The following is a 26,248-nucleotide window of genomic DNA, read 5'->3' as shown; positions in this document are numbered from 1 at the left end:
ACTGGTATCATGTGGGCTATCCTAAGGGGGGCCGCCGGCCCGAGTCGGTGCTGTTCACGTCTCGACTTATCATCTCAGCGACATGACGCCACAACGGGAAACCGACGGGCCGGCGGCCCCCTGCCGTTCTGGTTCGTGTGGTAAAAAATTTGCGGGAGTGCATCTGACCTGCCCCCCAAGGCTCCCTCATTCATAATGAGAGTCTGCGGGTCTTGTTTTCATATTCTCGGTCGTCTGATGGGGCAAGCGCGCCGATGATGATGAGCAGGAAGGCAATGCCCATGAGAGCACCTTCCTCAAGCAGAAGCAGCCTTACAAAGCACTGGTCCATGCAGGATCCTGAGAAAACTCGACCGTGGGCGGAGAAAGTCAGGCGAGGCGGCGAACGAGTTCTTCATGCAAGGGCGAAGTCCGGTTTTCGGCCTTCGCGGCTTTCAAGGCCGTGTCGACACAAACTCTGGCGGCATTCGTCGAAAGCTTGCCGACCGAGTGAACCTTTTCGTCTCGTGGTGACATCAGGCATATCACTGCCTTGTGTGTCAGAGTGTCAATAGTCACCGATCGTCAACGACATAAGGCAGAACGGCTGGGGGCAGGCCCGCCTCGGCGCGGTCTCGATCAGTCCTGTCCGGGCAAAAGGATCGAACTGTCGCCGTAGCTGAAAAAACGGTATCGCGCAGCGATGGCATGGGCATAGATCGCGCGCACCCGGTCCACGCCCATAAAGGCGCTGACAAGCATCATCAGGGTGGACTTGGGCAGGTGGAAATTGGTCATCAGCCCGTCAGTGACCCGGAACCGGAACCCCGGTGTGATGAAGATGTCCGTCTTGCCCTCCCAGGCGGCGATGCCGGTGTCGTTCGCCGCGCTCTCGATCAGGCGCAGGGCAGTCGTGCCGACGGGAATCACGCGCCCACCCGCGGCGCGGGTGGCATTGATCTGGTCGGCAGCGGTCCGTGTCACCCGGCCCCATTCGGCATGCATGCGGTGCTCGGAAATGTCGTCGGTCTTGACCGGCAGGAAGGTCCCGGCGCCGACATGCAGCGTCACGTGGGTGAACTCCACACCCATGGCCGCCAGGTCGTCCAGCAGCCAGTCCTCGAAATGCAGCGAGGCCGTGGGCGCGGCCACAGCGCCGTTTTCGCGTGCCCAGATGGTCTGGTAGTCGGTCCGGTCGGCGGCGTCGGCGGGCCGCCGCGCGGCGATGTAGGGTGGCAGGGGCATCTGGCCCGCGGCCTCAAGCGCGGCGTCGAAATCCTCGCCGGCCAGGTTGAAGCGCAGATGCGCCTGGCCCGCGTCGCGGCCCTCCACGGTGGCCGACAGCGCCGTCGAGAAAACGACCACCTCGCCGTCGCGGAGCTTGCGCAGGGGCTTGACCAGCGCCGACCAGGTGCCGTCCGCGCGCGGCTCCAGCAGCGTGACCTCGATGTTGGCGGTGGCGCCTGCCCTGTCGCGCGTGCCGAACAGGCGGGCCGGGATCACCCGCGTGTCGTTCAGGACCAACCGGTCGCCGGGGCGCAGCACCGCGCAGAGGTCGCGCACATGGCGATCCGCGATGCGGTCCCTCTCGGCCACGAGAAGGCGCGCGGCGGTGCGCGGGCGCGCAGGCCGGGTGGCGATCAGGTCCTCCGGCAGGTCGAAATCGAAATCGGACAGTTTCATGCGGGTCTACTGGCTGGGCCGGGGTGGCGGGCGGCGGAATATTTCCCGGAACATGCCGGGGGTCAGTGCCGACAGCGGATTGACCAGAACGCGGGGACTGTCAACCGGTCCCTGCAGCGTGAAGTTGAAACCGATGAGTCCCTCGCCCGGCCGAGTCAGGAAGGCCCCCAGCCCGTTGATCATGTAGAGCGGCGAAATCACCCCCTGGAAATCCATCTGCCGCGCGGCCAGGGCGTAGGTGCCGTCCAGCGACAGGCCCAGCCCCGGCCCCACCGCGCTGGCCCGTTGCAGCAGGATGCGCTCGGGTGTCAGCGTGAACGCGGCCTCCACCTCGGAGAAGAGCAGCCCCTGACCGTCAAGCTGCGTCAGCAGCCCGACCACCGAGATCGCATCGAGCAGCGAGGCCAGCGCCGGAGCGTCGCGCACCCGCAAGTCCCGCGCCGAGAGGCGGCCGGCGTAGTACCCCTCGGTGCCGGTCGGGCGCACCGTCATGTCCAGCGCGCCCTCGCGCCCGTTCTCCAGCAACCCGGCATCGCGGAACACGCCGCCCGCATCCGCGCTGCGCAGGCGCAGGCCGGTGCCCCCCTCGACCGGGACCACCGTGCCCTGCACCGGCGCACCGCCGTTGACCGCCCCGGTGAAATTGCCAGACAGGCCGCCCTGCGTGTCGAAACTGCCCCGGAACCCGGTCAGCGCGATGCCCGCAGTCACCTGAAGGCGGTCCAGCGCCATGGAGACCGGCCCGCCCGCGGGCCCGTCCCGCGCACCGTCGCCGCCGGGCCGCGCCCGGCGCAGGTCGAGCCGGCCACCGGTCACCCGGACCTCGGGGGCCTGACCTGCGCCCCGGCCCAGCAATTCGACAGGCGCGTCGAACCAGTCCTCGATCCGCACCCGGCTGAAAAGGGCGCGGTCCAATCCGCCGTCGGCATCAAGGGTGATCGCGCCCTCGGCCACCAGACCGGCCCCTTCAAGCACGATCCGGTCGATGCGCGGCAGCGCGCCCAGGTGCCCCTCCAGCACCAGGCGCCCCGGCGTCGCGGCCGGTTTGGACCAGCCCAGGGCGGGTAGCGACAGCCCGACCCCGGCCAGGTCCGATCGCAAGGCAAGACCCGGGCCGCCGTCACGCGACAGGTCCAGTTCCAATTGTGCCCGGCCCGCCCCGGCAAGCGCGCCCTCGGGCAGGTCGATGTCGAAGGCCCGCAGCAGGCGCGGCCCCAGCGGCACCTCCGCCGTGATCCGGGCCGTTCCCTCCGACCCGGCCCCCAGCGCGCGGGAGTAGACCGCGCTGGCAGGCACGCCGTCGACTTGCACATCGCCGCGCAGGGTCAGGCTGTCGGAGGTTGCCTCGGCAACCAGGTCCGGGGCGACCAGTCTGCGGCCGGGGATCAGCACCTCCGAGCGCAGGTCACGCAGCCGCGCACTGGCCTGCCAGCTCCGGTCCTCCGGCGGGACATCGTTCTTGAGCACGGTCTCGATCGTCACGCCGATCTCGGCCCGCCCGTCTGCAAGGGTCACGGGCAGGTCACTGTCGTCGAGCGCGTTGAAGGGTGGCCCGGCCAGCACCGCCATGGCCGCGGTTATGGTTCCCGCGATGTCAAGGTCGAAACGGGCGGGCGGATCGCGCCCGGTCCGCGGAATGGTCATGACCGACCCGGCCATGTCCAGCCGCCCGCCCTGCGGCGCGGTCACCGTGCCCGCGTTCAGGGTCACGACCAGCCTGCCGTCGATCTCGGAAACGGCCCCGGCGGCCCCTTCGATGGGGGGCTGCTCGGGCAGCGCGCGGATGCTGGCCCCCGAGAAGTTCAGCGACAGCCCGCTGTGCGGCGGCGCGCCGGGCCGGGTGCGCAGGACGTAAGTCAGGTCCGAGAGCGTGCCTGTTGTCAGGTTGCGCGCGAACCAGTCACGGCTGCCCGGGCGGAACGCCTCGGGCCAGAGACGCATCAGTTCGGCCACGTCGAGACGGTCCGCCGCAACCTCCAGCCCCGTGACCCAGCCTTGCGGTGCCGCCGCCACCCGGCCCGACAGGCGCAGCGGTGTGCCGTCATGCCCCAGCACGGCCTGGCCCAGGTCCAGCGTGAACGGGTCCAGCCGAAGCCGGAAATCGGCCCGTGCCGGCCCCATGTCACGCCGCCCGGAATACAGACCGGCCGGATTGACCTGAAGCGCGTCGATCCGGACCTGGCCGATGATGGCGCCCGGCCAGCCGCGGTCGAACTCGCGCAGGTCGGCATGGCCCGTCCCTTTGAGCGCGCCCCAGTCGCTATCCACCTCGATCAGATCGAAGGTCAGACGCGACTCGGCCGGGTTGTAGGACAGGTAGGTTCTGGCACCCTCGAAGGGAACGGGCCGGGTCTGCGCCGTCGGTTGCAGCCGCCCCTCGCCGATCTGCAGCGTTGCACTGGCCGAGGTCAACGCCCCGTCCCGGTCGACCACGCCCCGCAGCGCCCCCGAGATCGGCGCCTCGAGAACGCCCAGCCAGCTGAGCAGCGGCGACTGGCTGGCGATGTCGGGCGCGGCCATGTCGCTGATGGTAACGCCGAACTCGGCCGCGGCGCTGCCCTTGGGGCTGGAATAGGTGAACTCGGCCGCGCTGGCATTGGCGCGGCCCGAAAGCAGCGCGACCCGTGCCGAGATCACCGTCTCGTCGTCGCGCATGTCCAGGGCCACTTGACCGTTGTCCACGGTCCAGTTGCGGCCCGCCCGCGCATCGGCATAGTTGATGATAAGCCCGGTCGCCCGCAGATGTTCCAGCGCTTCCAGCGGCCCCTGCGTGACCATGGCGTCAAGCTGGTCGACCAGACCAAGGAAAGTCTCGGCCCGGCTCGCCTCGGCGGCGCCCCCGTCAAAGGCCACGGCAACGGTGCCGTCGCGGTCGCGTCGCAGGCGCAATTGCGCACCCTGCAAAACGACCTCCTGTGCCAGTATCCGACCCTGCAGCGCGCCGCGCGGCGAGACCAGACCCTCGATCCGCGGCACCCGGGCCAGGACCGCCCCGGCGCTGTCGCGCAGCACCGTGTCACGCAGCACCAGCCGCGGGTGCAGGTCGCGGCCGAGGGTCACGGACATGGCGCCGAAGTCCAGCTGCCCGCCGGCCAGGACCTCGCTGGCGCGCGCCTCGACCTTCCGGGTGACCCAGCTCGGCGCGGTGACCTCGTTGCCGATCAGCAGCACGCCCACGACCATCAGCGCCGCCAGCGGCGCCGTCAGCCCAAGAAACAGCGCCCGCCAAGCGAGCCGCCGCCGAGCACGGGCGCGCGGCTGCCCGCCGTCCTCGCGCGGCGACTCCTGATGCCGCTGGGCCTGCTTCTTGGTCGTCGGGTCCTGCATGGGGCTTTATTCTCCGACGGGCCGGGCTAGAACACAAAAAGGATTGATCACGCGGAGAGACCCAGATGCAAGACCTCGTGCCCGGCCAGCCGGCCCCCGACTTCAGCCTGCCCCGCGACGGCGGCGACACCGTGACCCTGTCCGACCTGCGTGGCGGGCCGGTCGTTCTGTTTTTCTATCCCAAGGACAACACCCCCGGCTGCACGACGGAGGCCGTGGCCTTCACCGGCCTGCTGGAGGACTTCGCCGCCTCCGGTGCGACGGTGCTGGGCATTTCCAAGGACAGCGTGAAAAAGCACGACAATTTCGTCGCCAAGCACGACCTCAAGGTGGCCTTGCTCTCGGACGCCGACGGGGACGTCTGCGAAACTTACGGAGTCTGGGGCGAAAAGCAGATGTACGGCAAGACCTTCGAGGGGATTACCCGCGCGACGGTGCTCATCGACGCGGACGGCAAGGTCGCGCGCGTCTGGCCGAAAGTGAAGGTGGACGGTCATGCCGAAGAGGTGCTTGGGGCGGTGCGCGCCCTCTGACCACGGGTGCGGAGCGGCACCGGCTTGACCTTGCCGGACCGCCGGGCGAAACCGGCACTATGAAACCGCTTGCCCAGATGGCCGAAGAGGTGCTGCGCACCGCCGATGGTCGTGAAAAGACCGCTCTGTCACGGCGCCATGCCGCCGCCTGGCAGGCGGCACGCGCGTCCGGCGAGCTGCCCCGGATCGGCACAGCAAATCCGCCATGCGATCCCGCGCGGCCCGGGCAGCCCGAGCTGCGTGACCCGCGCGAGATGCCGCGCCGCCGGCCAGGCTCGCCCGCCGGGCGCATCGCCATGCTGCACGCCGTCGCCCATATCGAGCTTAACGCGGTGGACCTGCACTGGGACATCATCGCGCGCTTTGCCGACACGCCGATGCCGCCCGGTTTCTACGACGACTGGGTCAAATCGGCAGACGAGGAATCAAAGCATTTCCAACTGATATGCGACTGTCTTGAAGGCATGGGCAGTCACTACGGCGCCCTGCCTGCCCATGCCGGCATGTGGCGCGCGGCCCGTGACACGGCCCATGACCTGATGGGCCGGCTTGCCGTGGTGCCCATGGTGCTTGAGGCGCGCGGCCTGGACGTGACACCCGGCATGATCGATATCTTCGATAAGGCCGGCGAAACCGACGCCGTCGCGGCCATGCGGGTGATCTACGCCGAGGAAGTCCACCACGTTGCCTATGGCTCCAAGTGGTTCCATTTCCTGTGCGGGCGCCTGGACACTGACCCCAGGGACGCCTTTCACGATCTCGTCCGGCGCTATTTCCACGGGGCGCTCAAACCGCCTTTCAACGAGGAAAAACGCGCCGAGGCGGGCGTGCCGCCGGATTTCTACTGGCCCCTGGCTGAGGGGCCCGAGACAGGCCGATAAGCAGGCCGGCTCGGACGGGCAGACAGGGCATCGGCAAATTACCGCCCAAATGGCGGGAAATGCCGGGAATTGTCGTCTTTGAGTTCAAAATCCTTGCGGGGGACTCTGCTGCGCTGTATCCGGCGGGTCGAGTGCACGGCCCGTTTGGGCTCGTGTGTCGCAGAGACGCCCGGCTGGCCGGGCAGACCCGCGGCGGGATGGGGACAGACGACAGGACGTGATGACTGGCTTCAGACACAAGCTCCACTTGATGCTGGAAAACCGCTTTCCGGAAAAACGCCTGTTTCTGCGCTCGGACGAGCAGACCCGCTTCATACGGCTCGGTCCGGCGACGCAACTCACGGCCTGGTCGGTCACGTCACTGGTGCTGGCCTGGACCATCGTTGCCACCGCCATCGTGATCATGGACAGCATCGGCGCCGGCAATTTCCGTGCCCAGGCCCTGCGCGACCAGATGACCTACGAAGACCGGCTCAACGTGCTGTCGAGCGAACGCGACCGCCGCGCCACCGAGGCCCGCGCCGCGCAGGACCGGTTCAGTTCCGCGCTCGAACAGATCTCCTTGATGCAGTCGGAATTGCTGCGCTCGGAGGAACGGCGCCGCGAACTGGAGACCGGGATCGAGGTGATCCAGGCCTCGCTGCGGCGCACCATGTCTGAGCGCGAGGCGGCGCGCGATCGTGCCCGCGCGCTGGAGGCTGCTCTCGACGACGGCAACGGCACCCTGCCAGGCACGGCGGGCGGCACCTCGTCGGCCGGAACGGTGGACATGCTCGCAGATGCCCTGGCCCAGACGGCCCGGGAACGCGACCAGATCGCCGCCGATGCGGAATACGCCCTCGAACACGCCTCGGAGATGGAGCTGGAACTGCGTCTGCTGCGCGAGAAGAACGACGCCATCTTCAGCCAACTGGAAGAAGCCTTTACCGTCTCCGTCGAGCCGCTCAACAAGATGTTCCGGGCCGCCGGGATGGACCCCGAGCAGGTGCTCGACACCGTGCGCAGCGGGTACTCGGGCACCGGCGGGCCGCTGACCCCGCTGCAATTCTCCACCCGCGGGGGCAGCAACGACCCCGACGCGGAGCGCGCCAATTCGATCCTGCGCGCCATGGACCGGCTCAACATGTATCGTCTCGCTGCCGAAAAGGTGCCCTTCGACATGCCCGTCAAGGCCGGGTTCCGTTTCACCTCGGGCTACGGGATGCGCTGGGGCCGGATGCACAACGGCACCGATTTCGCCGCCCCTGTCGGTACCCCGATTTATGCCCCGGCCGAGGGCGTGGTGACCTTTGCAGGCTGGTCTTCGGGCTATGGTCGGATGGTCAAGATCCGCCATGCCTTCGGGATAGAAACCCGCTACGCCCACCAGAGCAGGATCCGCGTCGAGGAAGGACAAAGGGTCTCGCGCGGGGATCACATAGGTGATATTGGCAACTCAGGACGATCCACGGGCCCGCACCTGCACTACGAGATCCGGCAGAGCGGATCGGCCGTGAACCCCATGACCTACATAAGAGCTGGACAAGATGTTTTCTAAAAGCAAGATCAACGAACCCGGCCCCGCAGCCGAGGACAAGGGCGCCGCAAGCTCCGCCGACACTGCGGCACGGAAACCCGCCGCGCCCACCGGGGCCGACTACAAGTCGGCCAGCAAGGCCAAGCCGCCGGCCTCGACGCTCTCGGCCGACCTGCACATCACCGGCAACCTCAAGACCAGCGGCGACATCAACATCGAAGGCACGGTCGACGGCGACATCCGCGCCCACCTGCTGACAATCGGTGACGGCGCCACCGTCAACGGTGAATGCATCGCTGATGACGTGGTGGTGCATGGCCGTGTCGTGGGCACGGTGCGTGGTCTCAAGGTGCGGCTGACCTCGACCGCGCGGGTCGAGGGCGACATCATCCACAAGACCATCGCCATCGAATCCGGCGCCCATTTCGAAGGTTCGGTCCAGCGCCAGGACGACCCGTTGAACGCGGGCGGCGGCCGCGCCGCGGCCAGCGCGCCACAGCCCGCCAAGGCCGAGGCGCCCAAGCCGGCCCCTGCCCAGCCGCAAAAGGCAGACACCAAGGGCTGATGGACACGGCGCGGCCAACGTCCGGCGACCGCGGGTCTTTGCAGACCTCACGGGCCCCCGCAGCCATCTGCGGGGGCTTTGTCGTTCCGGCCGTCATCCGGACGGGACCACGGGATATCGGGCTGCCCGTTTTGCTGGCTCGTGCGACGCGCGCCCTGCTAGCATCAAGGTCCGAAGCCCCCTGAAAGCCGATCGAGACATGCACATCGCCCTTCCCCTGCTGGCCTTTCTCGCTCTGGTCGCCTGCGCGGCGCCCGCGCCGACACCGCCCCCCGACACGCCCCCGCGCGCCCCACTATCGCAGGTTACGCCGCCCGAGGACGCCCGCGCCGGGCGTTTCGCGCGGGCCTTCCTCGATGCAATTCAGCCGCGCTCGGTTGCGCTGCGGCGCGAACTTTGCGGCTACTTCTACGTCACCGAGGCCGGCGAAATCGCCGCGACGCCACCGCGCGTCGGTGATTTCGCGGGCTGCGAGATGCCCGTGCCGAGGTCCGGGGCCGGGGTCTTCGCGTCCTACCACACCCACAGCGCCTTCGCGCCGGGTTATGACAACGAGGTGCCCTCGGTGCGGGACCTTCTCAATGACGTGCAGCTGGGGATCGACGGGTATGTCAGCACGCCGGGGGGACGGGTCTGGCAGGTGGATCACGGCACGCGCAGCCTGGTCCAGCTTTGCGGGATCGGCTGCGTCTTCATGGACCCGGGCTTCGTGCCGGTGGGCGAGTCCGCAATCCGGCCGCGCTATTCCATGTCCGAGTTGCGCCACCGTGCCGCGACCAACTGACCCTCCGGCCTTGCCCTTGCGCCTAGTGCGCCGCCGTATCGCCCGTCAGCCGGGCGACGACGCGCCCCACCACGGGGATCAGTAGCAGCCCGACCGCCAGCCCGATCAGCCCGTCCAGTCCGGCCGTGACCGCCCAGTTGGCGAATCCGCCGTCGCCGACCGCCGCCGCGGCCCCGTTGATAACGTCATAAACAAGGTGCCAGCCCAGGTCATGCGTGCCATGGACAAGGATCGAGCCCCCCACCCAGAGCATGGCCACGGTGCCGATGATCGACAGCAGCTTCATGATGTGGGGCATCCCCTTGACCAACCCGCGGCCCAGGCCCCGGCCCAGCCCGGTGCGCCCCTTGGCCGCCACTGCCAGTCCGATGTCGTCCATCTTGACGATCAACCCGACCGTGCCATAAACCAGCGCGGTGATGCCCGCCGCCACGACAGCCAGCGTCGCGGCCTCCAGCCAGAACGTGCCCTCGGGGATGGCCGCCAGCGAGATGGTCATGATCTCGGCGGACAGGATGAAGTCGGTCTTGATGGCCCCTTTCACGCGCTTTTCCTCAAGATGCACCGGGTCGCCCACGTCCAGGTCCTTTTCGACCTGCGCGTCGGCATGCGGGAACAACCAGTGGTGAACCTTCTCGGCGCCCTCGAAACACAGGTAGAAGCCGCCCAGCATGAGCAGCGGCGTGATCAGCCAGGGCGCGAGGATATTGAGCGCAAGCGCCACCGGCAACAGGATCACCAGCTTGTTGAAAAAGCTTGCCCGGGCGATTTTCCAGATGATCGGCAATTCGCGTTTCGGGTCCAGCCCGTGGACGTATTTCGGCGTCACCGCCGCGTCATCTATGACCACGCCCGCCGCCTTTGACCCGGCCTTGGCCGCCATGCCCGCCACGTCGTCAACGCTGGAGGCCGCCAGTTTCGCGATCGCCGCGACATCGTCCAACAGGGCCAGAAGACCACTCATCCTGCATACTCCGTCTGTGTCGCGGCCACTCTTGCGTTTCAACGGTGCGGCTGCAAGGCAAAGCGTCCCGCGCCGTGCCCCGACAGCACCAGCACGTCATCGAATTGATTCTTCATGTGGTCCGCCTGACACGCGCCGCGCCGCCTGTTAGCGGCAACGCCCCGAAAATCGCGTGAGCGGCGTTAGCGCAAACCGTGCCATATCAGCGTCCGTTACCGCTAACCATCTGGCAAAGCGCCGCTTTCGGGATTGGTATACTGTCGAATACCGCTTAGAAGCCTCGCAAACAGCGCCTTGAGGAGTCGCCATGACAGTCACCATCGGCATCAACGGATTCGGTCGAATTGGCCGGTGCACCCTCGCCCACATCGCCGAGGCTGCCCGCAACGACGTGCAGGTCGTCAAGATCAACGCCACCGGCCCTATCGAGACCAACGCTCACCTGCTGCGCTATGACAGCGTGCACGGGCGCTTCGGCGGCGAGGTCGAGGTGGTCGACGGCAAACTGGACCTCGGCCGCGGTGGCATCGAGGTCATGTCGAGCTATGACCCCCGGGACCTGGACTGGGACGGATGCGACGTCGTCCTCGAATGCACGGGCCAGTTCAACGACGGTCACATGTCTGCCGTCCACCTCGACCGCGGCGCGGGCAAGGTGCTGATCTCGGCCCCGGCGACCAACGTGGACCGAACCATCGTCTACGGCGTCAATCACCGCGCGTTGCAGGCCCAGGACCGCATGGTCTCGAACGGGTCCTGCACCACCAACTGCCTTGCCCCGCTGGTCAAGGTGCTCAACGACGGGATCGGCATCGAACGCGGGCTGATGACCACGATCCACAGCTACACCGGCGACCAGCCGACGCTGGACCGCCGCCACAAGGATCTCTACCGCGCCCGCGCCGCCGCCATGGCGATGATCCCGACCAGCACCGGCGCGGCCAAGGCCCTGTCCGAGGTCCTGCCCGAGATGGCCGGCAAGCTCGACGGCACCGCCATGCGCGTCCCCACGCCCAATGTCTCCTGCGTGGACCTGACCTTCGAGGCGCAAAGGTCGGTGAGCGCCGAGGACGTCAATTCCGTCGTCGCCGAAGCCAGCGCCGGGCACATGGGCATGGTCATGGCCTATGACCCGGAGCCCAAGGTCTCGGTCGATTTCAACCACACGCCGCACAGCACCATTTTCGCGCCGGACCAGACCAAGGTCGTGGGCGGGCGCAGCGTGCGCGTGCTGGCCTGGTATGACAACGAATGGGGCTTCTCGGCACGCATGGCCGACGTCGCGGGACACATGGGCCGGCTGATCTGACCTGGCGCTGCCAGGCAGGGGCGACATGCGGCCCGGTGGTCAAGGTCACCCGGCCCCAAGCCGCGCGGGCGATCCGGCTTTGCCTTCGCGCGCCCGCGCGCCTAAGAAGGGAACATGACCAACAGGCTCGCGATATGGCTACTGCTGCTTCTGGCCGGGCTCCTGGCGCTGGACCACTTCGTGCAGGACTCCGAGGCGACCATATTCCTGGGCCGCAAGTTCCTGGAATTGCTGCAGTACGTCGCCTTCTGGCGGTGAATTTCCCGCCACGCAGCGGGACAGGCGGGTTGACCTTTGGCCAAAAAAGCGGATGTTAGCGCCAACAGCGGCACGATCCACGGGCCGCACCATGCCAATCCAACACGGAGGGCCATCCCATGTCAGTCAAAGTCGCCATCAACGGGTTCGGTCGGATCGGCCGCAACGTGCTGCGCGGAATCATCGAATCCGGCCGCACCGATATCGAGGTCATCGCCATCAATGACCTCGGGCCGGTCGAGACCAATGCCCACCTGCTGCAATTCGACAGCGTCCATGGCCGTTTCCCGGTCGAGGTCAGCCATACCGAGGACAGCATCGACGTCGGCCGCGGCCCCATCGCCGTCACTGCCATTCGCAACCCCGCCGACCTGCCCTGGTCCGACGTGGACGTCGTGCTCGAATGCACCGGCATCTTCACCTCCAAGGAGGCCTGCCAGGCCCATCTGGAAAACGGCGCCTCGCGGGTCTTGATCTCGGCCCCGGGCAAGGGCGCGGACAAGACCATCGTCTACGGTGTGAACCATGATCAGCTGGGTCCCGAGGACATCGTCGTCTCCAACGCGTCCTGCACGACCAATTGCCTGTCGCCGGTTGCCAAGGTGCTTCATGACGAGATCGGCATCGTCAAGGGCTTCATGACCACGATCCACAGTTATACCGGCGACCAGCCGACACTGGACACCATGCACAAGGATCTCTATCGCGCCCGCGCGGCGGCCCTGTCGATGATCCCGACCTCGACCGGCGCGGCCAAGGCCGTGGGGCTGGTACTGCCCGACCTGGACGGCAAGCTCGACGGTGTGGCGATCCGCGTACCAACGCCCAATGTCTCGGTCGTCGACCTGACGTTCGAGGCCGCCCGCGACACCACGATGGAAGAAATCAACGCCGCCATCCGCACCGCCGCGGACGGCCCGCTCAAGGGCGTGCTGGGCTACACCGACAAGCCACTGGTCAGCACCGATTTCAACCATGATCCGCATTCCTCGGTTTTCCACACCGACCAGACCAAGGTCATGGAGGGCCGCATGGTCCGCATCCTGTCGTGGTATGACAACGAATGGGGCTTCTCGAACCGCATGGCCGATACGGCCGTGGAGATGGGCAAGCACCTCTGACGGGCAGGTCCCGACCCCGCGACACCTCGGAAACCGCCCCTCGGGGCGGTTTTTTTATGTTCTGCCATGGACGGGCCGCCATGCGGAGAACGCAAGGCCGTTAGCGCAAACTGTCAGTGGTGCCGCACCGCAGCATCCCTATATGGTCAGTCAGGAAACAGGCAAACGGCCACCCAAAGGAGACTGACATGACCGCTTTCGCTTCCCTCCGCACGGCCCTCAAGAAACGCGCCGCCTATGCCCGCACCAAGCGCGAGCTGGCCAATCTTCCGCTTGACCTCGCCCTTGAGGACCTGGGCTTCTACACCGGTGATGCCGACAAGATCGCGCGCAAGGCCGTCTACGGCTGACGCTCTTCATGCTGGCAAATCGACGCGCTTGACCTCGGCGACTCCTGCCGTCGCCGGGGGGCGGTGCATGAAGGTGTTCCAGAGACCCGGCACGGCGCTGCCAACCCGCGCGATCAGCCCAGCCGGTCCTTGAGGGCGGTCTCCACGAGGGGCGAGACGAACTTGGACACGTCTCCGCCCAAGCGCGCGATTTCCTTGACCAGTTTCGAGGCAATGGCCTGGTGCTGGGCGTCAGCCATCAGGAAAACCGTCTCCACGCTATCATCGAGCGCCCGGTTCATGCCGACCATCTGGTATTCGTATTCGAAATCGGCCACCGCGCGCAGACCCCGGACGATGATCCCCGCCCCGACATCGTTGGCGCAGTCGATCAGAAGGTTCTCGAAGGGATGGGCAATGATCTCGACCCCGGTCTCCGCGGTGAGCGCGGCGCATTCCGACTCGATCATGGCCACGCGCTCTTCCAGCGTGAAAAGCGGACCCTTGTCGCGGTTGATGGCCACGCCGATGACCAGTCGATCAACCAGCGTGCAAGCCCGGCGGATGATGTCGACATGGCCCAGGGTAACTGGGTCGAAAGTGCCGGGGTAAAGGCCAGTGCGCATCGCGGGTCCTTTCGGGCTGCCGTTTCGCGGCGCACGCAACAATATTGCAACGGGGAATGCAAGCGGCTTTCGGAACGTGCAGAACGGGCCCTAGTGGCCCATGATCATCCCTTCCAGCGCATTCTTTTCCATCGACAGTTCGGCCAGGCGAGCCTTGACCACGTCCCCGATCGAGATCAGCCCGATCATCCGGTCCCCCTCGATGACCGGCATGTGGCGAAAGCGCCCCTCGGTCATGCGTGACAGCACCGCGTCGGAACTGTCCGCGGGGGTGCAGGTCACAGGATCGCGGGTCATGATGTCTTTCACGCTCTTTGACAGGCACTCGGGGCCCTGGCGGCCGATCTCGCGCACGATGTCGCGTTCCGAAAGGATGCCCATCGGCGTCCCGCCATCATCGTCGCTGATCACGATCGTCCCGATCCGACGGTCCGACATGATCGCCGCAGCCTCCTTGACATGGGCGTCGCTGTGCAGCGTCAGCACCCCTTCGACGGCCTTGGATGAAAGAATCTGTTGCACCAACATGGGCTATCCTTTGCGTCTTTTTACCCAGCGTCCCCGCAGGCACGCCGTCTGTCAAGCGACGAGACGCTCCAGCCGCGCCACCTCGGCCCGGATCCCGCCCGCCAGTGCCACGGCCAACCGGTTGAGCCGGTCCGACCGCCGGTCCGAGGCATGGCGCACCAGAAAGAAGCTGCGCGACAGGCTGATCTCGTCGACCAGGACCCGCACCAGCCCGGGCACGAAAGGCAGCGCGAAGTCATGCACGATCCCGACGCCACCCCCGGCCCGCAACAGCTGCGCCTGCACCGCAACCGAGTTCGAGGCCAGCTGCACGCCGTCACGGGCCAACTCGCCCAGGTAGTCCAGTTCCTTGTCGAAGATCATGTCGGGGATATAGCCTACCACGGGCCGCCCGGTCAGGTCGTCGCGGCTCGTGATCCGGCGCGCGGTGTCACGATGGGCGGCCAGATGCAATCCGTAGGCCGTGATGCGCTGCACGGTGAGCCGCCCCGCGGCGGGCGGCGAGACGGTGATCGCCATGTCGGCCTCGCGCCGTGACAGGTTGACGACCCGCGGCAGGGCCAGGATCTGGATCTCCAGGTCCGGGTTGTCCGCCTGCAGTGCCGCGCAGACCTGCGGCAGCACGTAGTTGGCACAGCCGTCGGGGGCGCCGATGCGGACCTGCCCGGTCAGGCCACCGCCCGCGCCCTGCCCCTCGTCTGCGGCCAGTGCCAGCGCCGCTTCGGCCTCGGTGGCGCGGTCACGCATCCGCGCGCCCTGGTCGGTCAGCGCGTAGCCCTGAGGGGATTTCACGAAAAGCGCCGCCCCGAGCTCGGCCTCCAGCCGGGCGATGCGGCGGCTGACCGTGGCCGGGTCCATCTTCAGCGTCGGCGCCGCCGCCGACAGGCCCTGCGCCCGGGCCACCGCCAGGAAGACCCGCATGTCGTCCCAGTTCCGCACGCCGCCCTCGCTTTGCATGATTACAAGATTGTTTTGCTGAATTCTCTCTTCTTCTGACAAAATTGCAAGAGTAGGTTGGGGATGACCACGTCACGGGAGGATACCATGGAAGAGATCGGTCATTACATTGACGGCGTGCGCGTCGCGGGGACCTCGGGCCGCTTCGCCGATGTCATGAACCCCGCCACCGGCGAGGTGCAGGCCAAGGTGGCGCTCGCCACCACGCGGGAGGTCGACGATGCCGTCGCCCGAGCCGCCACGGCGCAAGAGGCCTGGGCCAATGTGAACCCTCAGCGCCGCGCCCGCGTGATGATGAAGCTGGGCCAGCTCATCAACGAGAACATGGACGCGCTGGCCGAGGCTGTCAGCCGCGAACACGGCAAGACCCTGCCCGATGCACGCGGTGACGTGCAGCGCGGGCTGGAGGTCGTCGAGGTCTGCATGGGTGCGCCGCACATGCTCAAGGGCGAGTTCACCGACAACGGCGGCCCGGGCATCGACCTGCATTCCATGCGCCAGCCTCTGGGCGTGGTCGCGGGCATCACGCCCTTCAACTTCCCGGCCATGATCCCGCTGTGGAAACTGGCCGGCGCCATCGTCAGCGGCAACGCGATGATCCTGAAACCGTCCGAGCGGGTGCCCACCACCGCGCTCATGCTGGCCGAGCTGTGCAGCCAGGCGGGCGTGCCCGACGGCATCCTGCAGGTCGTCAACGGCGACAAGGAATCGGTCGACGCGCTGCTGGACAACGAAACCATCCAGGCGGTGGGCTTCGTCGGCTCCACGCCGATCGCGCATTACATCTACTCGCGCGCCAGCGCCAACGGCAAGCGCGCGCAGTGTTTCGGCGGTGCCAAGAACCACATGGTCATCATGCCAGATGCCGACCTCGACAAGGCCGCCGATGCGCTGGTCGGCGCCGGATACGGCGCGGCTGGCGAACGTTGCATGGCGATTTCCGTGGCCGTCCCGGTGGGCGAGGAGACCGCCGACCGCCTGACCGAAAAGCTGCTGCCGCGCATCGAGAAGCTCAAGGTCGGCCCCTACACCGCCGGAGAGGACGTGGACTATGGCCCCGTCATCACCGCCCAGGCGCGCGATCGTATCCTCGGGTTGATCGGGTCGGGCGTGGATGAAGGCGCCGATCTGCGCATCGACGGGCGCGACTTCTCGCTCCAGGGCTACGAGAACGGTTATTTCATCGGGCCATCGTTCTTCGACCGTGTCACCCCAGATATGGAGATCTACCGAGAGGAGATCTTCGGCCCGGTCCTTTGCCAGGTCCGCGCGGGCAGCTACGACGAGGCACTGGAGCTTGTCATGGACAACCCGTACGGCAACGGCACCGCGATCTACACCGCCGACGGCGACACGGCCCGCGACTATGCCCACCGGGTCAATGTCGGCATGGTCGGGGTGAATTTCCCGATCCCGGTGCCGCTGTCCTATCACACCTTCGGCGGCTGGAAGAAATCCGGCTTCGGCGACCTGAACCAGTATGGCCCCGACGCCTTCCGGTTCTACACGCGGACCAAGACCGTGACCTCGCGCTGGTTCTCGGGGATCAAGGACGGCGGCGAGTTCAACTTCAAGGCCATGGACTGACACCCCTCGGGGCGGCGGCGCGCCACCGCCCCGGCCCGTCCAGCGCTTGCCGTTTGCGCGCTGTCGCCACAAACTGGCAGGCAGGAAGATCCGCAACGACGGAGGGCCGGGATGGACGAGCCGGAATTCTCGATCGGCATCGAGGAGGAATATCTCCTCGTCGACAAGGAAACCATGGCACTGGCCGTGGTCCCGGAGGGGTTGATGGCCGATTGCGAGGCCGCGCTTGGCGGACAGGTTGCGCCCGAATACCTGCAATGCCAGATCGAGATCGGCACCAAGGTCTGCGCCACCGTGGCCGAGGCACGCGCGGACCTCACCCACCTGCGCCGCACGATCCGCGACTGTGCCGACAAATACGGCCTGACGCCCATTGCCGCCTCTTGCCACCCGCTGGCCGACTGGAAGGACCAGCACCACACCCACAAGCAACGCTATAACCAGTTGCGTGAGGACCTTGGCGGCGTCGTCCGGCGGATGCTGATTTGCGGGATGCACGTGCATGTCGGGCTGAACTCGAACCAGCTGCGTGCCGACCTGCTGGGCCAACTGTCCTATTTCCTGCCGCACCTGCTGGCCATGTCCACATCCTCGCCCTATTGGCAGGGACAGGATACCGGGCTGGCGTCTTACCGGCTGTCGATCTTCGACAACCTGCCGCGCACGGGACTGCCGCCGGCCGTGGACAGCTGGGACGAATACCAGCGCTCGGTCCAGGCGCTGGTGGACATCGGGGTCATCGAGGATGCCAGCAAGATCTGGTGGGACCTTCGCCCTTCGGCCCATTACCCCACGCTGGAGACCCGGATCTGCGATGTTTCGCCCCGGCTGAACCACGCGCTGGGGCTGGCTGCCCTGATCCAGGCGCTGACCCGCCTGCTGTGGCGACTGCGGGTGCGCAACCAGCGCTGGCGGCGCTACGACAATTTCCTGGTTCAGGAAAACCGCTGGCGGGCACAACGCTACGGCACCACCGACGGGCTGATCGACTTCGGCCGGGGCGAGATCGTGCCCTACCAGGAGCTTTTCGAGGAGTTGGTGGACCTGGTCGAATCGGACGCGGGCGTTCTGCAATGCTGTGACGAGATCAACGCCCTGCGCGAGATAATGACAACAGGCACCAGCGCCGAACGCCAGCGCGCCGCCGCCCGGGACGCCCGGGACGCGGGCGCCGACAGCGAGGGTCAGATGCGTGCCGTGGTGCGCCACCTGATCGAGGAATTCAGCGCCGACCTGTAAGCGCGCACGGCCGCCCGGGAGAGGCTGATCAGGACCGGTGCCATCACCACGAGCCGGCCTGTCGTCCCCGGCGCGGCCAGTTTCGACATCGACGCGGGACTGGCGCGGGTCGAACGGGCCCCGGCCATGGCGCCGGCCCGCGTCTCGTGATGCGATGACTTGCACGGGGCGCGATTCGCCCGATGCCTTGCATACCGACCGGTCGTCAGGCGGCAATCCGACCGATCGTTGACCTGACAGACGAGAGGACCGGCACCGATGGATTTCGCCATGGCCAAAGGACAAGGGACCATGGTCGACATGGGCCCGGCCATCGGGATCGACAGGATCGCATCCCCTTACGGCAACCGGGAGGCGGCCGGCCGCGCTGGATGCCGGATAGGAGAGCACGACCGATGGCCTTGTCCGGCAGAGGCTGGTGACAACCGGCCCTCGTCGTGATCTTGAAGGCCGGCATGAGGACGAGGCGATGAGCGAGACGAAGATCCGGGAAGAGGGCCGTGCGGGCCGCATCACCCTGACCCGCCCGCGGGCGTTGAATGCGCTGACCCATGACATGGTGCTGGACATCGAGGCGGCGCTGGACCGCTGGCGCGAACGGCGCGGGCTCGACCTGGTGTTGATAGATGCCGAGGGCGACCGGGCCTTTTGCGCGGGCGGCGACATCCAGCGCATGTACGAGACCGGCCGCGCCGGAGATCTCGACTACGGCCGCCGGTTCTGGCGTGACGAATACCGGATGAACGCCAAGCTGGCAGAGTTCCCCAAACCGGTCGTCACCTTCTTGCAGGGCTATACCATGGGCGGCGGCGTCGGTGTCGGATGTCACGCCACGCACCGGGTCGTCTGCGAGACCAGCAAGCTGGCCATGCCCGAGGTGAGCATCGGGTTGATCCCGGACGTGGGCGGCTCTTTGCTTCTGGCCCGCGCGCCGGGACGGTTGGGAGAATTCCTCGGGCTGACGGCGCACCGGATGACGGCAGGCGACGCGATCCATGCCGGGTTCGCCGACCACTTCGTCCCGCGCGAGGGCTGGCCGGCGCTGACGGCCGAGCTTTGCGGCACCGGCGATGCGTCAGCGGTGGCGCGCGCCGCCCAACCAGCCCCGAAAAGCGCCCTGGCCGGCTGGCAGGCCCGTATCGGCCCTTGTTTCGCGGGCGAGACCCTGGACGAGATCATGGGCGCCCTGCCCGATCCCGCGCCCGAGCCGCTGGACCGGGCGGGGTCGGACATGGCGGGCCATTCCCCGCTGGCCATGGCCTGCGCCCTGCGGATCATCCGAACCGTGCGCGAAACGGGCGGCATCCGCACCGCGCTGGAGCATGAATACCGCTACACCGCCCGCTCGATGTCGCGCGGCGATTTCCTCGAGGGCATCCGCGCCGCCATCATGGACCGCGACGGCGCCCCGCGCTGGCGGCACGAAACCTGGCGCGACATACCAGAGGGGGATATCCTGGCCATGACCGCGCCGATAACCGATCACCCGCTGCAATTCTGACCACCGGGGGAGAGACGCCATGAAGATCGGTTCCCCGGATTGGGAAACATGGGTGCGCCCATGGTCGACAAGCCGGTCGAGGCGGCCAAGACCGCGCGCGGCAGAGGGGGGGGCACGTGCAGCTTCTCAGGGCCGGCGGCGGCCCGGCGCGCGACCTTTCAGCCATGGTGCCCCCGGCCCGAGAAATCCTGGTCGAATTGATCCAAATCATGCACGACGGATGGCATTTTCCGTTAACCTGCTCCACAGATGAACCTTATCGGAGGAACCGACATGCTTAAAAAGAACATGGGTCAGACCGACCGTGCCATTCGCGCCATCCTGGGCGCCTTGCTGATCTTCCTGGCCTTCACGTCACTCGGCGGCGCATGGGCCTGGATCAGCGGGATCGTGGGTGCCGTGTTGCTGGCGACGGCGGCCATGGGATCCTGCCCGCCCTATGCGCTGCTGGGTATCAACACCTGCAAGACGAAAAGCTGAAGAGAGGGGGCGCATGGGCGCCCCTTACTCCGTCCAGATGATGGCCACGTAATCGCGGGTTTCGCGGTAGGGCGGAATGCCGCCGTGGCGGCGGACCGCCTCGGGTCCCGCGTTGTAGGCGGCCAGCGCAAGCGGCCAGCTGCGGAAGGTCTCGAACTGGGCACGCAGGTAACGCGCGCCGCCATCGAGGTTCTGTTGCGGGTCCCAGGCATCGCGCACCCCAAGCTTGCGCGCCGTGGCAGGCATGAGTTGGGCCAGCCCCATGGCCCCGGCGTGGGACTGCGCGCGGCGGTTCCAGCCTGATTCCTGCTGCACCAGCCGCAGGAAGAGCCCCTCGGGGATGTCGTGGCGCCGCGCTGCGTCGCGCGCCAGGTCAAGCAGGGGCCCACGGTAATCGCCACGATAGACCGGCCCGGTGCCGGGCTGACCCGGCACAACCACCTGTGGCGGGCGCAGCCGCACCGAATTCGAATACTGCGCCGCCGCGCGCCCTTCGAGCACCTCGAGTTGCGATCCAAGCAAGGCGGCGCGATTGCGCGTTGACATGCTTTCGGCCATGGCTGCCCATGACACGCTGCCCACGAGAACCACGCCGAGGCTGACCCTGACCGCCGTCATCGTTAAAATCCTCCGCACCACGCCACCAGAAGCTAGCCGCTCGGCGGCATGGATTCCAGCCCGCCGCGCCCGGGCACGCTTCAGCGCGGCGATATTCTACTTTCATTAACCATTCTGGGATGGTGTAACAGCGCACGAGCACGACTGGGATTCTGACAGCAAGGGAGGTCGCCATGGCCGGATCCGTCAACAAGGTCATTCTGATCGGCAACCTGGGGCGCGACCCGGAAACGCGCACCTTCCAGAACGGCGGCAAGGTCTGCAACCTGCGCATCGCCACCTCGGAAAACTGGAAAGACCGCAACACCGGTGAACGCCGCGAGAAGACGGAGTGGCACTCGGTCGCGATCTTCTCGGAGCCACTGGCCAACGTGGCCGAGCGTTATCTCAAGAAGGGATCCAAGGTCTACATCGAAGGCCAGCTGGAAACCCGCAAGTGGCAGGACCAGAACGGCCAGGACCGCTATTCCACCGAGGTTGTGCTGCGCCCCTACCGCAGCGAACTGACCATGCTGGACGGCCGCGGCGAAGGCGGCGGCTCTGGTGGCGGCTACATGTCCGACCAGTCGGGTGGCGGCTACGGCGGTGGCGGGGGCGGCTATGACAGCGGCCCGTCCAGCCCCGCGGGCGGCGGCGACATGGACGACGAGATCCCGTTCTAAGGATTGGAAATGGGCGCCCTGCCCCCGGAACTTAAGATCCTGATCCTGAATGCGGCGGCGCTGGCCGTGGCCTACCTGGGCATCTATCCCAGCATGGCCCGTATCACCCTGCGTCGCCTGCTGCGGCAGGACGTGGCGCTGTCGGTGGTGCTTCTGGTGGTGGTCGGGGTGATGTTCGCCGGCAGCGGAACGCGCTTTTCGCTTCTGCTGTTCGAGACCAACTGGTGGGTCTTCACCCTGCTGACGGCCATGGTCATGGAATGGCCGCTGTTCCTGTGGTTCTGCCGACGCCACGGGATCGATCCCTTTTCCGAGGACGCCTGGGACGACGACAGCGACTAGCCCGCGTCCGCCAGCACCTGCGCGACGACCTCTCGCGGCACGTCCGCGGTGACGAAGGCATCGCCGATGCCCCGCACCATGACAAAGCGCAACTGACCGTCCACGACCTTCTTGTCCTGGCCCATCAGGTCGACCAGGGCCAGCGGGCCCGGCAGGTCGCCGGGGATATCGGCCAGGTCCGTCTTCATGCCCATGGCGGCCAGGTGGGCGCGCAGGCGGCTCGGGTCCTCCTGCGCGCACAGGCCCAGCCTTGCGGAGGTCTCGAAGGCAAGCACACAGCCGATCGCCACCCCTTCGCCATGCAGCAGCCGGTCGGAATAGCCCGTCGCCGCCTCCAGCGCGTGGCAGAAGGTATGGCCCAGGTTCAGCAGCGCGCGGTCGCCTTGCTCGGTCTCGTCGCGCATGACGATGTCGGCCTTCATCTGGACAGAGCGTTTCACCGCGTGGATCAGGGCCGAATCATCGTCGCGCAGGCGCGGGCCGTTGTCCTCGAGCCAGGCAAAGAAATCCGCGTCGCCGAGAAGCCCGTATTTGACCACCTCGCCGTAACCCGACAGAAAGTCGCGCGCGGGCATGGTGGCCAGCGCCGAGGTATCTGCCAGCACCAGCGCAGGCTGGTGGAAGGCTCCGACCAGGTTCTTGCCCTGGGGCGTGTTGATGCCCGTCTTGCCACCCACCGAACTGTCCACCTGTGCCAGAAGCGAGGTCGGCACCTGGACGAACCGCACCCCGCGGCGCACCACGGCAGCGGCGAAACCCACCAGGTCGCCGATCACCCCGCCGCCCAGGGCCATGACGATATCGCCGCGCTCGACCTGGCGGTCGAGCAGCCATTCGACGGTGCGGGTGAACTGCGGCCAGCCCTTCGTGGCCTCGCCCGGCGGCAGGATCAGCGCGGCGCTTTCGATACCTTCGCCGCGCAGGGCGTCTTGCACCGGCGCAAGATGCAGCCCGGCCACCGTTTCCTCGGTCACGATCGCCACGCGCGGCCGGTGCAGCAGCGGCGCGATCTCGGCCGCGGCCCGCGCGATCAGCCCGGGTCCGATGCGCACGTCATAGGCCCGGCCGGGCAGGTCCACGTGAACGGTATCAACTGTCATCGGGTATCTCCAGGATATCGGGGCGGTCGGCCAGGATGGCGATCACGCGCTCGGTCATGGCGTCGATGGACAGGCCCGGCTCTGCGCGCGCGCGCAATTCGGCCTGCGCGTAGATCGGCGCGCGGTCCTCCAGCAGGCGGGCCAGGGTCATCTTGGGGTCCGGAGTGCGCAGCAGCGGCCGGGTGTCCTTGTGGCGCACCCGGTCCCACAGAAGGTCCAGGTCCGCGTCGAGCCAGATCGCAACGCCATGCTCCGCGATGGCCTGCCGGTTGCGGTCGGCCAGGAAAGCCCCGCCACCGGTGGACAGCACGCAGGGTTCGCCCCGCAGCAGGCGGGCGATGACCTCGGCCTCGCGGGCGCGAAAGAAGGCCTCGCCATCGCGGGCGAATATCTCCGGGATGGTGGCATTGGCGGCGGTCTCGATCTCGGCATCCGAATCGACGAAAGCCACGCCAAGCCGCGCGGCCAGAGTGCGCCCTATGGCCGACTTGCCGCAACCCATCATGCCCACGAGAACCACTGTGCAATGAAGCCGCGGCCGCCCCGTCTCCTGCCTGTCCCCTGTGTTGACGCTCACGCCTGGTCCGTCTCCGTTGTCCTGTCCCGCCCGGTGATCGGCACCGCCTCGCCGGTTGGTGAGATTTCCAATTCCATGACGTGAAATTCGTTTGAAGGCCATATATAACTCCGCAGAGAGGGTGACGAAACCGCCCTCTCCTCCTCGGGCCGGGCCCGCAATGGTCGAAACGGGGGGACGGCATTGGGGCAGAACCGAAAGAATGGGGCAAGGGCATGTTGTGGCGGCTGATCAAGGCGGTGCTGGTATTGACGGTTTTCGCGGCACTGGCACTGATCGCCTATGCCTACGTCGGGCCGATCTTCTTTGCCGAGGATTTCGCACCCCCGGTCGAACAGGTAACGCAGCCCGTAACGCTCGAGGTGGAGTAGCGGTGAAACGGCTTTCAGTGCCAGGACTCGCGATTGGACTGGCCGCCTCGCTGGCCGGCGCGGCGGCCTTGGCCCAGCCGGACGAGCAAGCGGACATGCGCCCGCTCTCGGCCATCGACTGGCTGTCGGAAAGCGTGCGCATCCCCAGCCCGGGCCCGCGGGACGGCCCGATGCCGCATCCGCCCGAGGACCCGGTCGCCGACAGCGCAACGATCCCGGATGTCTCGGTGCGTCCGCTGGACGCGCCCTCGCCCGACCGGGTCGGCCTGATGTCGCCGGCCACGACCGGCCTGCCCGCAACGCTCTGGGCCGGAAGCGAGGCCGAGACGCTTGTGACGCTCATCCGTGCCGAACAGGTCGAAACCCTGCCCCCCCTGCGCGACCTGCTGGTGCGACTGATCCTGACCGAGGCCGACCCGCCCGCGGATGCCGGCCCCGAGGGCGCGCTGTTCCTGGCGCGGGTGGACACGCTTCTGGACATTGGCGCGCTGGACCCCGCGCAGGCCATGCTCGAAGCCGCCGATCCCGACACGCCAGCGCTGTTCAGGCGCTGGTTCGATGTTTCGCTTCTGACCGGGACCGAGCGGCGCGCCTGCGAGATGATGCAGGACAAGCCCGGCATCGCGCCCACCCCCGCCGCGCGCATCTTCTGCCTGGCCCGCGCCGGGGACTGGTCCGCGGCGGCCCTGACCCTGAACAGCGCCGAGGCGCTGGGCGACATCGACCCCGAGACAGCCGACCTCATGGCGTGGTTCCTCGACCCCGAACTCTTCGCGGGCGAGACGCCACCGCGCCCGGACCGGGTCACGCCGCTGATCCTGCGCATCCGGGAGGCCGTAGGCGAGCGGATGTCGACGACCGGCCTGCCGCGCGCCTTTGCCCATTCGGACCTGCGCGACACGGTCGGCTGGAAATCCCAGATCGAGGCGGGCGAACGGCTGCTGCGCACGGGCGCGATCTCGCCCACGGTGTTGCTGAACCTCTATACCCGGCGGGCGCCCTCGGCCTCGGGCGGGGTCTGGGAACGCGCGCGCGCGGTGCAACGACTGGAGACCGCACTTTCGGCAAGGGAGGCCGAGACCGCCTCCGAGGCTCTGCTGGCGGCCTGGGAAAGGCTGACCGGGGCGGGCACGCAGGCGGTGCTGGTGAACGGTTTCGCCGACCGGCTGTCGCAAGGCAGCCTGACCCCGCGCGCCACCGGGCTGCGCTACCGTGTGCTGATGCTGACCGACGACTACGAGACCCACGCGCTGGACCTGGCCGCGCCCGAGGGCACCGCGTTGCTCTCGGCCGTGGCCCGCGGCCGGGTGGACCGCGAAACGCCCGTGCCCCGCGCCGCCGAACCGATCCGCACCGCCTTCGCGGCCCCCCGGCCGGACGACCGGCTGGTCGCAATGGCCGACCAGGACAGGCTGGGCGAGGCCATTCTTCGCACCATCGCCACCGTCCAGCAGGGGCTGGAGGGCGATCCGGCGGCCTTGGCCGAGGGGCTCGCGACCCTGCGCGCCCTGGGGCTGGAGGACATCGCCCGGCGCACCGCGCTGCACCACCTGATCCTGTCGGGGACATGAGCGCCGCCGACCAGCCGCGGGCCCACTGGCTACAGGCCTTCCTGGAAGCGCAGGCGGCGGAACTGGACGCCGCCGAGAACACCCTGTCGGCCTATGCCCGCGACCTGCGCGCCTTCGGGGACTGGCTGGGCGCGCGCGGCGCGCATTTCGCCACCGCCACCCGGGCGCAGGTCGAGGATTACCTCGTCGCCTGCGAGGCAGAGGGACTGGCCCCCGCCACACGCGCCCGGCGGCTGTCGGCGATCAAGCAACTGTTCCGCTTTGCCTTCGACGAGGGCTGGCGCCCCGACAACCCGGCCATCCAGATCGCCGGGCCGGGCCGCGCCCGGCACCTGCCCAAGACCCTGAGCCACGCCGAGGTCAACGCGCTTCTGGACGCCGCCCGCACCAGCGCCCGGGACCGCACGCGCAATACCTGCCTGATGGAACTGCTCTATGCCACCGGCATGCGGGTATCGGAACTGGTCGCCCTGCCCGTCTCGGCCGCGCGTGGCGACCCCCGGATGCTGCTGGTGCGCGGAAAGGGCGACAAGGATCGCATGGTGCCGTTGTCGCAGCCCGCTCGCAGCGCGCTTGCCGCCTGGCTGGCCGAACGGGATGCCGCCGAGGACGCGGCCGCGGCCAGGCGCAAGCCGCGCTCGCCCTATCTTTTTCCGTCACGCGGCAAGGCCGGCCACCTGACCCGTCAGAGCTTTCACGGGTTGATCAAGACCTGGGCCGCCCAGGCGGGCATCCGCACCGAGTTGGTCAGTCCGCACACCTTGCGCCACGCCTTCGCCACGCACCTGCTGGCCGGCGGCGCCGACCTGCGGGCGATACAGACCCTTCTGGGTCACGCCG

Annotated in this window: 29 protein-coding genes; 18 read left to right on the top strand and 11 right to left on the bottom strand. The window is 67.7% G+C overall.

What is annotated here, in order from left to right:
- Positions 1-190: 190 nt before the first annotated feature.
- The 4 genes from VJ897_RS12140 to VJ897_RS12125 all read right to left on the bottom strand — a co-directional run bounded on the left by VJ897_RS12140 (position 191) and on the right by VJ897_RS12125 (position 4,989).
- Positions 191-331, bottom strand: coding sequence for a hypothetical protein (locus VJ897_RS12140; protein ID WP_324055933.1), 141 nt, complete (start codon positions 329-331; stop codon positions 191-193).
- Positions 332-369: 38 nt separating this feature from the next.
- The gene (locus VJ897_RS12135) at positions 370-516 is read right to left on the bottom strand and encodes a hypothetical protein (RefSeq protein ID WP_324055932.1); all 147 of its coding nucleotides are present in this window, start codon (positions 514-516) and stop codon (positions 370-372) included.
- Positions 517-618: 102 nt separating this feature from the next.
- Positions 619-1,662: a tRNA preQ1(34) S-adenosylmethionine ribosyltransferase-isomerase QueA gene (queA, locus tag VJ897_RS12130; protein WP_324055931.1), complete on the bottom strand. Its 1,044-nt coding sequence runs from the start codon at positions 1,660-1,662 to the stop codon at positions 619-621.
- 6 nt (positions 1,663-1,668) lie between these two features.
- Positions 1,669-4,989 carry an AsmA-like C-terminal region-containing protein gene (locus VJ897_RS12125; RefSeq protein WP_324055930.1) on the bottom strand — a complete coding sequence of 1,107 codons (3,321 nt, stop codon included), beginning with the start codon at positions 4,987-4,989 and terminating at the stop codon, positions 1,669-1,671.
- A gap of 65 nt (positions 4,990-5,054) precedes the next feature.
- On the opposite strand from VJ897_RS12125, the gene bcp reads away from it, so the two are divergent.
- The 5 genes from bcp (at position 5,055) to VJ897_RS12100 (ending at position 9,268) form a co-directional block, all read left to right on the top strand.
- On the top strand, positions 5,055-5,522 hold the full coding sequence (gene bcp, locus VJ897_RS12120) for a thioredoxin-dependent thiol peroxidase (RefSeq protein WP_324055929.1): 468 nt from the start codon (positions 5,055-5,057) through the stop codon (positions 5,520-5,522).
- Between the two features lie 59 nt (positions 5,523-5,581).
- On the top strand, positions 5,582-6,403 hold the full coding sequence (locus VJ897_RS12115) for a ferritin-like domain-containing protein (RefSeq protein ID WP_324055928.1): 822 nt from the start codon (positions 5,582-5,584) through the stop codon (positions 6,401-6,403).
- A 220-nt stretch (positions 6,404-6,623) separates the two neighbouring features.
- Positions 6,624-7,940: a M23 family metallopeptidase gene (locus VJ897_RS12110; protein ID WP_324055927.1), complete on the top strand. Its 1,317-nt coding sequence runs from the start codon at positions 6,624-6,626 to the stop codon at positions 7,938-7,940.
- Positions 7,930-8,484 (top strand): bactofilin family protein, encoded by a 555-nt coding sequence (locus VJ897_RS12105; protein ID WP_324055926.1) that lies wholly within the window; start codon positions 7,930-7,932, stop codon positions 8,482-8,484. The genes VJ897_RS12110 and VJ897_RS12105 overlap by 11 nt, the downstream gene beginning before the upstream one ends.
- Positions 8,485-8,683: 199 nt before the next feature.
- Entirely contained in the window at positions 8,684-9,268 is a 585-nt protein-coding gene (locus tag VJ897_RS12100) for a DUF4329 domain-containing protein (protein ID WP_324055925.1), read from the top strand.
- Positions 9,269-9,290: 22 nt separating this feature from the next.
- On the opposite strand, the gene VJ897_RS12095 is transcribed toward VJ897_RS12100, so the two are convergent.
- Complete coding sequence (locus tag VJ897_RS12095; protein WP_324055924.1) at positions 9,291-10,232, bottom strand: DUF808 domain-containing protein; 942 nt, start codon at positions 10,230-10,232, stop codon at positions 9,291-9,293.
- A gap of 307 nt (positions 10,233-10,539) precedes the next feature.
- Between VJ897_RS12095 and gap (VJ897_RS12090) the strand changes: the two genes are divergently transcribed.
- From gap (VJ897_RS12090) to VJ897_RS12075, 4 genes are all read left to right on the top strand, one after another.
- Positions 10,540-11,541 carry a type I glyceraldehyde-3-phosphate dehydrogenase gene (gene gap, locus VJ897_RS12090; protein ID WP_324055923.1) on the top strand — a complete coding sequence of 334 codons (1,002 nt, stop codon included), beginning with the start codon at positions 10,540-10,542 and terminating at the stop codon, positions 11,539-11,541.
- A 114-nt stretch (positions 11,542-11,655) separates the two neighbouring features.
- Entirely contained in the window at positions 11,656-11,799 is a 144-nt protein-coding gene (locus VJ897_RS12085; protein ID WP_324055922.1) for a hypothetical protein, read from the top strand.
- 119 nt (positions 11,800-11,918) lie between these two features.
- Positions 11,919-12,920, top strand: coding sequence for a type I glyceraldehyde-3-phosphate dehydrogenase (gap, locus tag VJ897_RS12080; RefSeq protein ID WP_324055921.1), 1,002 nt, complete (start codon positions 11,919-11,921; stop codon positions 12,918-12,920).
- Between the two features lie 188 nt (positions 12,921-13,108).
- The gene (locus VJ897_RS12075) at positions 13,109-13,270 is read left to right on the top strand and encodes a DUF1127 domain-containing protein (RefSeq protein ID WP_324055920.1); all 162 of its coding nucleotides are present in this window, start codon (positions 13,109-13,111) and stop codon (positions 13,268-13,270) included.
- A 113-nt stretch (positions 13,271-13,383) separates the two neighbouring features.
- Here VJ897_RS12075 and coaD read toward each other — a convergent pair whose 3' ends face one another.
- The 3 genes from coaD to VJ897_RS12060 form a co-directional block, all read right to left on the bottom strand.
- Positions 13,384-13,875, bottom strand: a complete 492-nt coding sequence (gene coaD, locus VJ897_RS12070; RefSeq protein WP_324055919.1) for a pantetheine-phosphate adenylyltransferase — start codon at positions 13,873-13,875, stop codon at positions 13,384-13,386.
- Between the two features lie 90 nt (positions 13,876-13,965).
- Positions 13,966-14,403, bottom strand: a complete 438-nt coding sequence (locus VJ897_RS12065) for a CBS domain-containing protein (protein WP_324055918.1) — start codon at positions 14,401-14,403, stop codon at positions 13,966-13,968.
- A 51-nt stretch (positions 14,404-14,454) separates the two neighbouring features.
- Entirely contained in the window at positions 14,455-15,324 is an 870-nt protein-coding gene (locus tag VJ897_RS12060; protein WP_324055917.1) for a LysR family transcriptional regulator, read from the bottom strand.
- Between the two features lie 123 nt (positions 15,325-15,447).
- Here VJ897_RS12060 and VJ897_RS12055 point away from each other — a divergent pair, with 123 nt between their 5' ends.
- The 4 genes from VJ897_RS12055 (at position 15,448) to VJ897_RS12040 (ending at position 20,167) form a co-directional block, all read left to right on the top strand.
- Positions 15,448-16,947, top strand: a complete 1,500-nt coding sequence (locus VJ897_RS12055; protein WP_324055934.1) for a CoA-acylating methylmalonate-semialdehyde dehydrogenase — start codon at positions 15,448-15,450, stop codon at positions 16,945-16,947.
- A 111-nt stretch (positions 16,948-17,058) separates the two neighbouring features.
- Entirely contained in the window at positions 17,059-18,186 is a 1,128-nt protein-coding gene (locus VJ897_RS12050; RefSeq protein WP_324055916.1) for a carboxylate-amine ligase, read from the top strand.
- 469 nt (positions 18,187-18,655) lie between these two features.
- Positions 18,656-19,687 carry an enoyl-CoA hydratase/isomerase family protein gene (locus tag VJ897_RS12045; RefSeq protein WP_324055915.1) on the top strand — a complete coding sequence of 344 codons (1,032 nt, stop codon included), beginning with the start codon at positions 18,656-18,658 and terminating at the stop codon, positions 19,685-19,687.
- 273 nt (positions 19,688-19,960) lie between these two features.
- Positions 19,961-20,167 (top strand): YgaP family membrane protein, encoded by a 207-nt coding sequence (locus VJ897_RS12040; protein WP_324055914.1) that lies wholly within the window; start codon positions 19,961-19,963, stop codon positions 20,165-20,167.
- A gap of 24 nt (positions 20,168-20,191) precedes the next feature.
- On the opposite strand, the gene VJ897_RS12035 is transcribed toward VJ897_RS12040, so the two are convergent.
- Positions 20,192-20,785, bottom strand: coding sequence for a lytic transglycosylase domain-containing protein (locus VJ897_RS12035; protein ID WP_324055913.1), 594 nt, complete (start codon positions 20,783-20,785; stop codon positions 20,192-20,194).
- A 173-nt stretch (positions 20,786-20,958) separates the two neighbouring features.
- Between VJ897_RS12035 and VJ897_RS12030 the strand changes: the two genes are divergently transcribed.
- Both VJ897_RS12030 and VJ897_RS12025 read left to right on the top strand, forming a co-directional pair.
- Entirely contained in the window at positions 20,959-21,447 is a 489-nt protein-coding gene (locus tag VJ897_RS12030) for a single-stranded DNA-binding protein (RefSeq protein ID WP_324055912.1), read from the top strand.
- Between the two features lie 9 nt (positions 21,448-21,456).
- On the top strand, positions 21,457-21,789 hold the full coding sequence (locus VJ897_RS12025) for a hypothetical protein (protein ID WP_324055911.1): 333 nt from the start codon (positions 21,457-21,459) through the stop codon (positions 21,787-21,789).
- Here the strand turns inward: VJ897_RS12025 and aroB are convergent.
- Positions 21,786-22,889 carry a 3-dehydroquinate synthase gene (gene aroB, locus VJ897_RS12020; protein ID WP_324055910.1) on the bottom strand — a complete coding sequence of 368 codons (1,104 nt, stop codon included), beginning with the start codon at positions 22,887-22,889 and terminating at the stop codon, positions 21,786-21,788. The two genes, VJ897_RS12025 and aroB, sit on opposite strands and share 4 nt — an antisense overlap.
- Positions 22,879-23,466 (bottom strand): shikimate kinase, encoded by a 588-nt coding sequence (locus VJ897_RS12015; RefSeq protein ID WP_324055909.1) that lies wholly within the window; start codon positions 23,464-23,466, stop codon positions 22,879-22,881. Before VJ897_RS12015 ends, aroB begins: the two co-directional genes overlap by 11 nt.
- A 215-nt stretch (positions 23,467-23,681) precedes the next feature.
- On the opposite strand from VJ897_RS12015, the gene VJ897_RS12010 reads away from it, so the two are divergent.
- The 3 genes from VJ897_RS12010 to VJ897_RS12000 form a co-directional block, all read left to right on the top strand.
- Positions 23,682-23,837 (top strand): hypothetical protein, encoded by a 156-nt coding sequence (locus VJ897_RS12010; protein WP_324055908.1) that lies wholly within the window; start codon positions 23,682-23,684, stop codon positions 23,835-23,837.
- Positions 23,838-23,839: 2 nt separating this feature from the next.
- Positions 23,840-25,408: a hypothetical protein gene (locus tag VJ897_RS12005; protein ID WP_324055907.1), complete on the top strand. Its 1,569-nt coding sequence runs from the start codon at positions 23,840-23,842 to the stop codon at positions 25,406-25,408.
- Positions 25,405-26,248: tyrosine recombinase (locus VJ897_RS12000; RefSeq protein ID WP_324055906.1), on the top strand; the 844-nt coding region annotated here is incomplete at its 3' end. The genes VJ897_RS12005 and VJ897_RS12000, both read left to right, overlap by 4 nt.

The sequence above is a fragment of the Salibaculum sp. genome, assembly GCF_035270045.1.
Taxonomy (GTDB): domain Bacteria; phylum Pseudomonadota; class Alphaproteobacteria; order Rhodobacterales; family Rhodobacteraceae; genus Salibaculum.
The sequence above is the reverse complement of the archived record's forward strand: the minus strand, read 5'-3'. Positions and strand labels throughout refer to the sequence as shown.

Coding starts and splice junctions, on each gene's coding strand:
- VJ897_RS12140 (WP_324055933.1), bottom strand. CDS start 331: ATGGACCAGTGCTTTGTAAGGCTGCTTCTGCTTGAGGAAGGTGCTCTC.
- VJ897_RS12135 (WP_324055932.1), bottom strand. CDS start 516: ATGTCACCACGAGACGAAAAGGTTCACTCGGTCGGCAAGCTTTCGACG.
- queA (WP_324055931.1), bottom strand. CDS start 1,662: ATGAAACTGTCCGATTTCGATTTCGACCTGCCGGAGGACCTGATCGCC.
- VJ897_RS12125 (WP_324055930.1), bottom strand. CDS start 4,989: ATGCAGGACCCGACGACCAAGAAGCAGGCCCAGCGGCATCAGGAGTCG.
- bcp (WP_324055929.1), top strand. CDS start 5,055: ATGCAAGACCTCGTGCCCGGCCAGCCGGCCCCCGACTTCAGCCTGCCC.
- VJ897_RS12115 (WP_324055928.1), top strand. CDS start 5,582: ATGAAACCGCTTGCCCAGATGGCCGAAGAGGTGCTGCGCACCGCCGAT.
- VJ897_RS12110 (WP_324055927.1), top strand. CDS start 6,624: ATGACTGGCTTCAGACACAAGCTCCACTTGATGCTGGAAAACCGCTTT.
- VJ897_RS12105 (WP_324055926.1), top strand. CDS start 7,930: ATGTTTTCTAAAAGCAAGATCAACGAACCCGGCCCCGCAGCCGAGGAC.
- VJ897_RS12100 (WP_324055925.1), top strand. CDS start 8,684: ATGCACATCGCCCTTCCCCTGCTGGCCTTTCTCGCTCTGGTCGCCTGC.
- VJ897_RS12095 (WP_324055924.1), bottom strand. CDS start 10,232: ATGAGTGGTCTTCTGGCCCTGTTGGACGATGTCGCGGCGATCGCGAAA.
- gap (WP_324055923.1), top strand. CDS start 10,540: ATGACAGTCACCATCGGCATCAACGGATTCGGTCGAATTGGCCGGTGC.
- VJ897_RS12085 (WP_324055922.1), top strand. CDS start 11,656: ATGACCAACAGGCTCGCGATATGGCTACTGCTGCTTCTGGCCGGGCTC.
- gap (WP_324055921.1), top strand. CDS start 11,919: ATGTCAGTCAAAGTCGCCATCAACGGGTTCGGTCGGATCGGCCGCAAC.
- VJ897_RS12075 (WP_324055920.1), top strand. CDS start 13,109: ATGACCGCTTTCGCTTCCCTCCGCACGGCCCTCAAGAAACGCGCCGCC.
- coaD (WP_324055919.1), bottom strand. CDS start 13,875: ATGCGCACTGGCCTTTACCCCGGCACTTTCGACCCAGTTACCCTGGGC.
- VJ897_RS12065 (WP_324055918.1), bottom strand. CDS start 14,403: ATGTTGGTGCAACAGATTCTTTCATCCAAGGCCGTCGAAGGGGTGCTG.
- VJ897_RS12060 (WP_324055917.1), bottom strand. CDS start 15,324: ATGCGGGTCTTCCTGGCGGTGGCCCGGGCGCAGGGCCTGTCGGCGGCG.
- VJ897_RS12055 (WP_324055934.1), top strand. CDS start 15,448: ATGGAAGAGATCGGTCATTACATTGACGGCGTGCGCGTCGCGGGGACC.
- VJ897_RS12050 (WP_324055916.1), top strand. CDS start 17,059: ATGGACGAGCCGGAATTCTCGATCGGCATCGAGGAGGAATATCTCCTC.
- VJ897_RS12045 (WP_324055915.1), top strand. CDS start 18,656: ATGAGCGAGACGAAGATCCGGGAAGAGGGCCGTGCGGGCCGCATCACC.
- VJ897_RS12040 (WP_324055914.1), top strand. CDS start 19,961: ATGCTTAAAAAGAACATGGGTCAGACCGACCGTGCCATTCGCGCCATC.
- VJ897_RS12035 (WP_324055913.1), bottom strand. CDS start 20,785: ATGACGGCGGTCAGGGTCAGCCTCGGCGTGGTTCTCGTGGGCAGCGTG.
- VJ897_RS12030 (WP_324055912.1), top strand. CDS start 20,959: ATGGCCGGATCCGTCAACAAGGTCATTCTGATCGGCAACCTGGGGCGC.
- VJ897_RS12025 (WP_324055911.1), top strand. CDS start 21,457: ATGGGCGCCCTGCCCCCGGAACTTAAGATCCTGATCCTGAATGCGGCG.
- aroB (WP_324055910.1), bottom strand. CDS start 22,889: ATGACAGTTGATACCGTTCACGTGGACCTGCCCGGCCGGGCCTATGAC.
- VJ897_RS12010 (WP_324055908.1), top strand. CDS start 23,682: ATGTTGTGGCGGCTGATCAAGGCGGTGCTGGTATTGACGGTTTTCGCG.